General features: G+C 61.1%; 9 protein-coding genes. 8 read left to right on the forward strand and 1 reads right to left on the reverse strand.

Annotation, left to right across the window (positions count from 1 at the left end; all coding sequences use genetic code 11):
• Positions 1 to 6: 6 nt before the first annotated feature.
• A complete protein-coding gene (locus HXO69_RS04910; RefSeq protein WP_296545649.1) occupies positions 7 to 2,196 on the forward strand; it encodes a flagellar motor protein in 2,190 nt (729 codons plus the stop codon).
• 123 nt (positions 2,197 to 2,319) lie between these two features.
• Here HXO69_RS04910 and HXO69_RS04915 read toward each other — a convergent pair whose 3' ends face one another.
• The gene (locus HXO69_RS04915) at positions 2,320 to 2,985 is read right to left on the reverse strand and encodes a M23 family metallopeptidase (protein ID WP_296545651.1); all 666 of its coding nucleotides are present in this window, start codon (positions 2,983 to 2,985) and stop codon (positions 2,320 to 2,322) included.
• Positions 2,986 to 3,430: 445 nt separating this feature from the next.
• Here HXO69_RS04915 and rpsB point away from each other — a divergent pair, with 445 nt between their 5' ends.
• The 7 genes from rpsB (at position 3,431) to dxr (ending at position 10,155) form a co-directional block, all read left to right on the forward strand.
• Positions 3,431 to 4,228: a 30S ribosomal protein S2 gene (rpsB, locus tag HXO69_RS04920; RefSeq protein ID WP_296545652.1), complete on the forward strand. Its 798-nt coding sequence runs from the start codon at positions 3,431 to 3,433 to the stop codon at positions 4,226 to 4,228.
• A 153-nt stretch (positions 4,229 to 4,381) separates the two neighbouring features.
• Entirely contained in the window at positions 4,382 to 5,212 is an 831-nt protein-coding gene (tsf, locus tag HXO69_RS04925) for a translation elongation factor Ts (protein ID WP_005507065.1), read from the forward strand.
• A gap of 195 nt (positions 5,213 to 5,407) precedes the next feature.
• Positions 5,408 to 6,151, forward strand: coding sequence for a UMP kinase (gene pyrH / locus HXO69_RS04930; protein WP_005507067.1), 744 nt, complete (start codon positions 5,408 to 5,410; stop codon positions 6,149 to 6,151).
• Between the two features lie 293 nt (positions 6,152 to 6,444).
• On the forward strand, positions 6,445 to 7,002 hold the full coding sequence (frr, locus tag HXO69_RS04935; protein WP_005507069.1) for a ribosome recycling factor: 558 nt from the start codon (positions 6,445 to 6,447) through the stop codon (positions 7,000 to 7,002).
• A 7-nt stretch (positions 7,003 to 7,009) separates the two neighbouring features.
• Positions 7,010 to 7,918 (forward strand): phosphatidate cytidylyltransferase, encoded by a 909-nt coding sequence (locus HXO69_RS04940; protein WP_296545654.1) that lies wholly within the window; start codon positions 7,010 to 7,012, stop codon positions 7,916 to 7,918.
• A gap of 202 nt (positions 7,919 to 8,120) precedes the next feature.
• Positions 8,121 to 8,708, forward strand: coding sequence for a hypothetical protein (locus tag HXO69_RS04945; protein WP_005507072.1), 588 nt, complete (start codon positions 8,121 to 8,123; stop codon positions 8,706 to 8,708).
• Between the two features lie 121 nt (positions 8,709 to 8,829).
• On the forward strand, positions 8,830 to 10,155 hold the full coding sequence (gene dxr / locus HXO69_RS04950) for a 1-deoxy-D-xylulose-5-phosphate reductoisomerase (RefSeq protein WP_296545656.1): 1,326 nt from the start codon (positions 8,830 to 8,832) through the stop codon (positions 10,153 to 10,155).
• Positions 10,156 to 10,262 lie beyond the last annotated feature (107 nt).

Raw genomic sequence — 10,262 nt, forward strand, 5'->3', positions numbered from 1 at the left:
CACGCGATGACTCATACCCCGGCTGCACCGGCTCGTCAGCGCTGGATGTTCCTGGCGGTTCTGCTGACCATTGCAGCGCTGATTCTGAGTGCCTGCAGCGCGAAGATTGAGACCCAGCTGGGTCTTGAGAGCGCCGAGAAGGGTACTCGTACGATTCTGGTTTCCTTCAACATGAAGGATAACCAGGACAAGGTTAAGGGCGGCACCCAGGCGCTGGATGCGTCCGTTCGTAAGCACCTGCCCGAGGGCATGGAGTACGAAGGTATTCAGTCTGAGGGCGAGAAGGCTCGTGCGACCTTCAAGGTCTCCTTCTCCTCCGTGGACGAATACCACTCCAAGGTGACCTCTCTGCTGAAGGCTTCGGGCTCCGACATCAAGCCGCAGATTAGCATCATCAACTCTGACCAGGGCCTGGTGCAGGGTATCCAGGTGAAGGAAAACTTCAGCTCTGGCGACCTGCTGGGCTGGCTTCCGGAAGCGCTGGTCGTGGATGGTGTGGTGTCTGCTTCTAATAAGAACAGCGTCCTCAGCAGCAGCGATGAAACCACTGTGAAGTTTGGCGAGAAGGAAGTGAAGAACTCCGGTGGTTCTAAGATTTCTGCGAAGGATGTTCAGGACCGCGGTTTCCGTAACGTCATTCTTGACGTGAAGGAGAAGGACGGCGGTTACTCCGTGATGGTTTCCTTCGTCGCGAAGGAAATCATGAACACCGAGACCGCCTCGGCGGTCGACGCCTACCTGAACCAGGTCAAGCCTGAGGGCTCCGAGCTGAAGAAGGGTCTGGAGTCCTCGCAGGCGAAGGCATACGCTCCTTCCGCATCGACCGCCAGTGCGAAGGAAGAAGTGGGTCGTACCCTGACCTTTAGCGCTTCTTCGATTGAGGACCTGGGCAGCGGTCTCAAGAAGCTGTTTGGCGCAAGTAGCACCGATTTCTCCGCCAGCCGTGAGGTAGTGGCGAAGGACAACAACTTTACCGTTCAGAAGAAGATTTCGGGTCTGCTGGACTGCTCCCTGCTGTGCTCCCCGAACGGTGATGGCCTGACCCTGACCATCGTGGACAGCAACGATAAGTCCTACATGGTTGACCCCGAGGGCCGCGCTAGCTCCTCCCGTTCGGGCGGCAGCAGTACTCTCATCGCGGTTGACCGTGTTTCTTCGCGCCAGATCGAGATGAAGAGCATGAAGGTCGCTACCTCCCTGGGCCTGGATGGTTCCATGGAAGCGCGTTTCCTCTACGCATTCCCGACCGAGGATGTTGCAGGCGCTGAGCAGAAGCTCAAGGACGTTTTCGCAGGCGGCAGCAATGACGAGACCGAGGTCCGTCAGGACGGCGACTCCACCATCGTGAGCGTGAAGGTTCGCGGTAAGGACCAGAACGAGTTCAACCAGCGTCTGAACGAGTACCTGCCCGATTCGAAGGTAACCGTCACCCGCCCCGGTGGCTACCACCCCTTCGGTTCCGACTACACGGTGACCCCTGAAATCAAGCTCTCTTCGAAGCTGGGTAACTACTACTCGGCTCCCTTCGAGTTCACCTTCAAGGCTCCGACCTTCTCCTCGCTGGACCAGCAGAAGGTAGATGCCGCGAACAGCCTCGCGAAGAACTCTCAGCACGTGCAGCTCACCGTCAACGGTGGCGAGCTGAGCGTCAAGACCGACCGCGGTGTCAGTAGCACCTCCGGTCTGACTGTTCCGGTGTCAGGTCTGAGCATGACTGACGTAATCGTGGACGCGGTTATTGTGGGTCTGTTGCTGCTCATCCTGGTTCTGCTCTTCCTGTTCCGCAAGAAGATTGCGGCGGCTCGTGCGAAGGGCCGTGAGCGTCGTGCCGCTTCGGCTGCTGCGCTGGGTGCTGCGGCTGGTGTTGCGACCGGTTACGGCGCAACCCAGGCGGACGCGCAGGGCGGCTACGGTGCACAGAATGGCTACGCTGCTCAGCCCGGTTACCAGGCACAGGGCGGCTACCCGGCGCAGAACACCGCCTACGCCGCGGGTGATGATTCGCCGACTCAGGTGTTCACCCCGCAGCACGGTCTGAACTACGGCGAGAATGAGCCGACCATGGCAATGCCCGCGTACGATGCGCAGGCCGCACAGCCGACTCAGCCCACCCAGCCGGTTCAGCCCGGTCAGACTGCTCAGCAGCCTGTACAGCCGAACCAGTTCGGCGCTGATGACGGTGACGTCCTCCAGTAATCAGCTGCCTCTAGCACCCCGCTAGAGAACGCCCCTAGACTGGCTCCTGTGGCCCGTTGCCTCCATCTTGGGAGGTGACGGGCCACAGCTGTATCTGCGGCTTGTCGCCGTTAGTGCCTGCTCCTAATACCCGCCTGGCACGGGAAGCAGAATGCTCGGCTCTTTCGACCCCAGCAGGCTCATCGGGTTGATGTACTCGGCGTCCTTGCCGCTACCGTCCCCGCGGGCGCCTCCCTGGCGCACACCCCAGTACAGGCACGGGGTGGAGCATCGCCGGTAGGGGCGCTCGCTGTTGCCGCTGGAGGCGGTGGCGACGGTGCCGATGACCTCACCGGCTGCAACGGTGGTGCCGACCGGGAGCGTCTCGTCCATGGGTTCGAAGGTGCTGCGCCGCCCATCCGGATGCGCGATGACCAGGACTTTGCGGTTGACGACCGTGCCGCTGAAAACCACTTTTCCCGGTGCCGGTGCGTAGACGCGACGGTCGTGTTCGGGCACGGCGAGGTCTACGCCGCGATGCCCGGTGCTCCAGCGTTGGACGGGCTTCTCAAAGGTGCGGATTACCTGCGGTCTGGACGCGGCGGTGGGGGAGCGGTAGCGTAGCCGGCTCACGGCGAGCTCAACGGTAGTGGGAGCCTCCGCACTGTCGGGAACATGCGCACTTGAGGCGGCACCGTCTGCAAAACCAGCCCCGCCCGTCAAACCATCTCCACCCGCGCACACGAGCGCACCCAGCAGGCAGCACGCCACCAGCACGGCACGCCGTAGCGCGGACTCTAAACTTTTCATGTTCTTCTTCATCTTCTGAGCACATCACGAATCGCCCCGCCTCGCAGGGCCTCGCGAAAAATTGTGGATAACTCCGCCGTTTCCGCCTTAAAATCCGTTATCCACAGTGCCCCCGCACACACCCGAACCGCCCGCACAGGTTTTAACCCCGACCCGGCGGATTAATCGCGGAATATACGGTACAATGTCGTATTGCAGTGTGCCTGCGCGGGTATTCTCCCTCTTCGAGGGGGCCGCACAGTACCACTGACGACGCGCGGCGTGAGCGGCATCCTCACATGGGGAGCCGATAAGGGACCTTCGGTCCACCCACACGGGGTGGTTAGGGCCTGAGCTGAACGGGTAACCGTGAACGCTAACCGCCGCCAGGAAAAACTGATAACTACTATGCGCGCGTTGGGCTAGCCCGAATGGGAGGTCCGCGCGGCACCACAAAGGAGACGACATGCCCGTCGTAACTATGCGTGAAATGCTGGACTCCGGCGTTCACTTCGGTCACCAGACCCGCCGTTGGAACCCCAAGATGAAGCGTTTCATCCTGACCGAGCGCAACGGCATCTACATCATCGACCTGCAGCAGTCCCTCGCCTTCATCGACAAGGCATACGAGGCTGTTAAGTCGACCGTCGCACACGGTGGCAACATCCTGTTCGTGGGTACCAAGAAGCAGGCTCAGGAAGTTATCGCTGAGCAGGCAACCCGCGTGAACATGCCCTACGTGAACCACCGCTGGCTCGGTGGTATGCTGACCAACTTCAGCACCATCTCCAAGAGCATTGAGCGCATGAAGGAACTCGAGCAGATTGACTTCGACGATGTAGCAGGTTCTCGCTACACCAAGAAGGAACTGCTCCTCATGCGTCGCGAGTTCGAGAAGCTCGAGAAGACCCTCGGCGGTATCCGCAACCTGTCCAAGGTTCCCTCCCTCCTGTGGGTTGTTGACACCAAGAAGGAGCACCTGGCAGTTAACGAGGCTCAGAAGCTGGGCATCCCCGTTGTTGCTATCCTCGACACCAACTGCGACCCCGACGAGGTTGCTTTCCCGATCCCCGGTAACGACGACGCTATCCGCTCCGTCAACCTGCTCACCCGCGTGATTGCTGACGCAGTGGCAGCCGGCCTGATCGAGCGCAACGCTAAGAAGAACAGCAAGGCTGAAGCAGCTGAGGAGCCCATGGCAGCTTGGGAGCGCGAGCTCCTGGAGCAGCACGAAGCTGCAAAGGCTGAAGAGGCAGCTAAGTAAGCTTTCTTAGCCCACTAAGCTTTATGCTTTGTGGCCCCCGCCTGTGGGGACCACGTTCGGACGGCGCCCGCCCTGACCTGGGCGCGGCGCCGTCCGCCATTTGTACCACCGGGATGTCATCCCGATTTATTACAGCAACACAAGGAGTTCACAATGGCGAACTACACCGCAGCAGACATCAAGGCACTGCGCGAGAAGACCGGCGCAGGTATGCTCGACGTCAAGAAGGCTCTGGACGAGGCTAACGGCGACCAGCAGAAGGCTGCCGAGATCATCCGCGTTAAGGGTCTGAAGGGCATCACCAAGCGCGAGGGTCGCGCAACCGCTGAGGGCCTGGTAGCTGCACGCGTTGAGAACGGCGTTGGCTACATGATTGAGGTCAACTCTGAGACCGACTTCGTGGCAAAGTCCGACCCCTTCATCGCTTTCGGCCAGAACGTGCTCGAGGCTGCTATTGCTGCTGACGCTTCCACCCTGGAAGAGCTGCAGGCTGCATCCTACGAGGGCAAGACCGTTGAGGAGCTGACCACCGACGCTGGTGCACTGCTCGGCGAGAAGATTGTTGTCCGCCGCGTTGCACGCGTTGAGGGCGAGAACGTTGCAGTTTACCTGCACAAGACCTCCAAGGACCTGCCCGCACAGGTTGGCGTTCTGCTGGCTGTCTCCGGTGAGAACACCGACGAGATTGCACACGACGTTGCAGTTCACATTGCTGCAATGAGCCCCAAGTACCTGGATTCCGAGTCCATCCCCGCAGACCAGATCGAGACCGAGAAGCGCGTTGCTCGCGAGACCGCAATCGCTGAGGGCAAGCCCGAGAAGATTCTGGACAAGATCGTTGAGGGTCGCCTGAAGGGCTTCTTCAAGGAGAACACCCTGCTGGATCAGGACTTCGCAAAGGACTCCAAGAAGTCTGTTGCACAGGTTCTGTCCGAGGCTGGCGCAACCGCAACCGCATTCGCACGTTTCCGCGTGGGTGCATAAGGACTCGCTGCAGTTCTGCCCTCCCGTATTGCGGGTTCCCGGTAAGGGAAATCGTATGAGGTTGGGATTATAGCCTGGAGCCGGGTAGTCACCACTGGTGGCTACCCGGCTTTGCTGTATCCTTGATAAAGACTAGGCGGCAGGAGTCCGCCCAAATCACCCATAACAATCCCTAGGTAAGCCACTGGAGGAACCATGACTGAAGCGAATCCCCGCCCGATGCACCGTGACGAGACCGGCCGCCGCCGCGTTTTGCTCAAGCTTTCCGGTGAGGTTTTTGGTGGCGGTGAAGTTGGCATTTCGACCGAGGTCGTGCGCAGCATCGCTAAGCAGATCGCCGCAACCGTTGGTGAAGTTGAGACCTCCATCGTGATTGGTGGCGGTAACTTCTTCCGTGGCGCTGAACTTTCTCAGGCGGGTATGGACCGCTCCCGTGCAGACTACATGGGTATGCTCGGCACCGTCATGAACTCCCTGGCTCTGCAGGACTTCCTGGAGCAGGAAGGTATCGACACCCGCGTTCAGTCGGCTATCACCATGCCGCAGGTTGCTGAGACTTACATTCCTCGCCGCGCGATTCGCCACATGCAGAAGGACCGCGTCGTGATCTTCGGTGCTGGTGCGGGTCTGCCTTACTTCTCCACCGACACTGTGGCTGCGCAGCGTGCCCTGGAAATCCACGCGGACGAGGTTCTGGTCGCTAAGAACGGCGTGGACGGCATCTACACTGCTGACCCGAACAAGGACCCCAACGCTGAGCGTCTGTACAACCTCACCTACGATGAGGCTATGCAGCGTAACATCCGCGTGCTGGATCAGACCGCGTTCTCCCTGTGCCGCGACAACAACGTGACCATGCGCGTGTTCGGCATGCAGGGCGAGGGTAACGTGACCCGCGCAATCCTGGGCGAGAAGATGGGTACCCTCGTTACTCGCTAACACCTAAATTTTAGGTTGGGGCATGCCTGATGCCCCCTCTGATTGTGACCGTGCTCGATAGCGCGGACTTATTCTGGACGGTACCGCGCGGGTGAGCGCTAAAACTCGCTTATGCCCGCCGGTACCGTCTAGACTTATATCAAATACGACGTTCTGCCTCTTTCCTGCCGACTACGCATTATTTCTAAGGTTTTTGCCTCGGATGCGCCGCGGACCGGTGGGAATCATGAGGGCTGAGCGTGCGCCCACCGACAATTCTGGCACCCCAGAATTCCGACAAAGGAGATCCTTTCGTGATCGAAGAAATCCTTGCCGAAGCCGGCGAGAAGATGGAAAAGACCATCGAAGCAACCAAGACTGAGTTCGCTAAGGTTCGTACCGGTCGTGTGAACCCCGCAATCTTCAGCGGCCTGACCGCAGAGTACTACGGTGCACCGACCCCGCTGCAGCAGCTGGTGTCCTTCAACGTTGAGGACGCACGTACCGTCAAAATCGTTCCCTTCGACGTGACCGCACTGGCAGCTATCGAGAAGGCTCTGCGTGACTCCGACCTGGGTGTTAACCCCAGCAACGACGGTGCAGCTATCCGTGTTGTCATGCCCGAAATGACCGCTGAGCGCCGTAAGGAATACACCAAGCTCGTCAATCACAAGGCTGAAGAGTCCCGTGTCTCCATCCGTAACGTCCGCCGCCACGCTAAGACCGCTATCGACAAGCTGGTCAAGGACAGCGAAATCGGTGAGGACGAAGGCGCACGCGCTGAGAAGGAACTGGACGCACTGACCAAGAAGCACATCGACCAGGTCGACGCACTGTACAAGCACAAGGAAGCTGAACTGCTCGAGGTCTAAACCCCAAATGAGTGCACGCAAAGAAGCGAAAGAAGAGAGAGGCGCACAGCCGGCTCCACAGCAGAGCCCGCAGACGGCGGTAACCCCCGTGAAGTCGCGTAGCGCCAAAGCAGGCCGTAACCTGCCCGCCGCCATTGGCGTGGGTGTTGGTTTCGGCGTGCTGTTGGTGCTCGGTCTGATCTACCAGCCGATTTTTGTGGCGATTGCAGCTGCTGCGGCTGGCCTGGGCGCCTGGGAGATTGGGCACGTGCTCAACACCCGCCGCGGCTACGGCATCCCGGAGTATCTGCTCGGTGGCCTGTCTGGCGCAATTGTGGTGGTGTCTTACCTGTTCGGTTTTACCGGGCTGGGCATCGCCCTGGCGGTGAGCCTGCTGGTGCTGCTTCTCTCTTCTGTGCTCGTGCGTGCTGACCGTCAGGTCTCACTGGGTAAGTCTTTGAGCGGTAGCGCCCTGGCTCTGCTGTGGGTGCCGCTGATGCTGGGCATCGCCATGGTCTACTTCCAGACCAACCACGGCGAGCGCGGCGTCCTCATGATTTTGCTCATGGCCATCTGCAATGACACGTTCGGCTTTATTGCCGGCGTGAATTGGGGTAAGCACCCGATGGTGCCGAAGATCTCCCCGAAGAAAAGCTGGGAAGGCCTGGCTGGCTCCTTCGTCGGCTCGGCGGTGGTTGGCGCTATCGCGTTGGCGGTCATGGGTTCGCCCTGGTATTGGGCTATTCCGCTGGCGGCGGTCATGGTGGTCGCGTCGACTGCCGGTGACCTGGTGGAGTCCGTGTTCAAGCGCCGTATGGGTGTGAAGGACATGTCGAATATTCTGCCCGGTCACGGCGGCATGATGGATCGCCTGGACTCGATTCTTTTTGCGGCGGCGGCTGGTTGCCTGATTTTCCGGTTTATTATGCCGCTCTAAAGCTTCAAACTTTTATCGCTCGGAGGCGGGGCGTCTCTTCCCATAGATGGGGGAGGGGCGCTCCGCCTTTGCTGTACCCGCTGAATAGGGGCGCAGAAGTCAGGAAAGCAAGGGACTATATCTAAGACACCGCCCGCCAACCTTGCACCAGGTAGCCTGCGCATTGGTATTCTTAAAGTTCAATCGTCGAGAGGAGCCCACTTTGGCAAGCACCACCCACGGAGGCGGATTTGCCCGTGCAGGAGAAACCGAACCCGGCTACAAGCGCAGTGAAGTAGACCGCCTGTTCACCCGCCTCGCCGAGGACTACGAGAAGCTCAGCGGAGCCGCCGAACTACCCGAAGACCTCTACACCTCCCGACGAATCCGCCAGGTCGTCTTCCGTGAAGAACCCGGCGGCTACCAGCTGGATGTGGTCGACCGCGCCCTCGAAAAGATTGAGGAACGCTTCGCCAAGCTTGAACGCAGCCGCTACATTGAGGCGTACGGCCTGGACAACTGGGAACGCTCCCTCGTAGAGACCGGCGAGCTGCTCGCTGGCCGCCTGGAACGCCCTGCCGGTGAGCGTTTCCGCCGCCCCAGCAAGCGCCGCCACATGGGCTATTTCGTCGGCGACGTGGACGCCATCTGCGACCGCGTGTACGCCCAGCTCAACAGCGAAGAGCCGCTGGACCCCTCCGTGGTGCGCCACGCAAAGTTCCGCCCCGCCTCCGGCACCGTCAGCTACGAAGAATCCCAGGTGGATGCTTTCCTGGACCGCTGCATTGAGCTGCTGCAGGATCTGCTCTAAAACGTGAAGTGTTGAATCCCCCGCCCCGCATGACAGGGTGGGGGATTCTTCTATGCTGAGGACAGCCCTAAACGCAGGCGTATGCCCGAACGTACCCGCGAGCTCATGAGACACTAGAACCATGAAGTTTGGATCCTCAGCACGCGTCGGCGGCAGCCGCGACCGCCTCACCGACGCCCTCACAGAACTCACCCGCGCACCGCAGCGCGTCACCCTCCTCGGCTCGACCGGCTCCATCGGCACCCAAGCCATGGAGGTCATCGACCACCTCGCCGCGCTCAAGGGCACCAGCGCCTCCGCAGCCGACGCACCGCTGAAGGTCGTCGCCCTCTCCGCTGGCTCCCGTTCCCTCGAGCTGCTCGCACGCCAGGCAGTGCACGTGCGTGCCGAACTGGTCGCCACCAGCGGCACCGCCGAAGACTCGCAGCGCCTGCGCGAACTCATCGAAGCGGCAGCCTCCGAAGCAGGAGCCACCGGCTACACCCCGCAGATCGCCCACGGCCCCGAAGCCTCCGTACAGGCGGCAGCGCACCCGGCAGACACCGTACTGAACGGCATCACCGGCTCCATCGGCCTGGAACCGACCCTCACCGCCCTCAACAGCGGCTACCGCGTGGCGCTCGCCAACAAGGAATCCCTCATCGCAGGCGGCCCGCTCGTACGCGCCGCCGTGGACGCATCGCCCCTGGACACCCCCATGGTGCCGGTGGACTCCGAACACTCCGCCCTCGCGCAGTCACTCGCCTCCGGAACTGACGCAGAAATCGACAGGCTCATCCTCACCGCATCGGGCGGCCCGTTCCGCGGCTACAAGCGCGAACAACTGCACGACGTGACCCCGGCGCAGGCGCTCGCACACCCCACCTGGGACATGGGCCTGGTCGTCACCACCAACTCCGCCACCATGGTCAACAAGGCGCTCGAAGTGCTTGAGGCGCACCACCTGTTCGGCGTGGACCTGGACCGTATCGACGTGGCGGTTCACCCGCAGTCCGTCGTGCACTCCATGGTGCAGTTCGTGGACGGCTCCACCATCGCCCAGGCGTCGCCGCCGAGCATGGTTCTGCCCATCGCCCTGGGTCTGACCTGGCCGCACCGCATCCCCGGCGCGGTGCCCGCTTGTGACTGGTCGAAAGCGGCATCTTGGACTTTCGAGCCGCTGGACGAGGAAGCATTCCCCGCCGTGCGCATGATCAAGAATGCCGGCAAGGTCGGCGGCACCCACCCGGCAGTGTTCAACGCCGCCAATGAGGAAGCCGTGGCAGCATTCCACGCGGGCGCGATTCGCTTTACCGACATTGTCGATTCGGTGGCGCGCGTGCTGGAGGAGCACACCGGCAGCGCCGAGTCTGTCTCTGACGCTGATTTGACGCTGGAGGCGGTGCTGAACGCGGAGCGTTGGGCTCGCGTTCGTGCGAATGAGCTGCTGGGCATGACCGGCAACTAGGAGACGGCTTTCTTCCTGCTTTTGCGAGAAGTACAGCTGTTGCAGGAGGGACGGTGTTCGTCCTCGTTCCTACAGGGGCACCCGCCCTCGCTTCGCTTCGGGCACCC

The organism is Rothia sp. (in: high G+C Gram-positive bacteria), assembly GCF_015265375.1.
Classification (GTDB): Bacteria; Actinomycetota; Actinomycetes; order Actinomycetales; family Micrococcaceae; genus Rothia.

Excerpts from the sequence above, each read along its gene's own strand:
- HXO69_RS04940 (WP_296545654.1), top strand. The coding sequence starts at position 7,010 with ATGAGTGCACGCAAAGAAGCGAAAGAAGAGAGAGGCGCACAGCCGGCT.
- HXO69_RS04910 (WP_296545649.1), top strand. The coding sequence starts at position 7 with ATGACTCATACCCCGGCTGCACCGGCTCGTCAGCGCTGGATGTTCCTG.
- dxr (WP_296545656.1), top strand. The coding sequence starts at position 8,830 with ATGAAGTTTGGATCCTCAGCACGCGTCGGCGGCAGCCGCGACCGCCTC.
- tsf (WP_005507065.1), top strand. The coding sequence starts at position 4,382 with ATGGCGAACTACACCGCAGCAGACATCAAGGCACTGCGCGAGAAGACC.
- pyrH (WP_005507067.1), top strand. The coding sequence starts at position 5,408 with ATGACTGAAGCGAATCCCCGCCCGATGCACCGTGACGAGACCGGCCGC.
- HXO69_RS04915 (WP_296545651.1), bottom strand. The coding sequence starts at position 2,985 with ATGAAAAGTTTAGAGTCCGCGCTACGGCGTGCCGTGCTGGTGGCGTGC.
- rpsB (WP_296545652.1), top strand. The coding sequence starts at position 3,431 with ATGCCCGTCGTAACTATGCGTGAAATGCTGGACTCCGGCGTTCACTTC.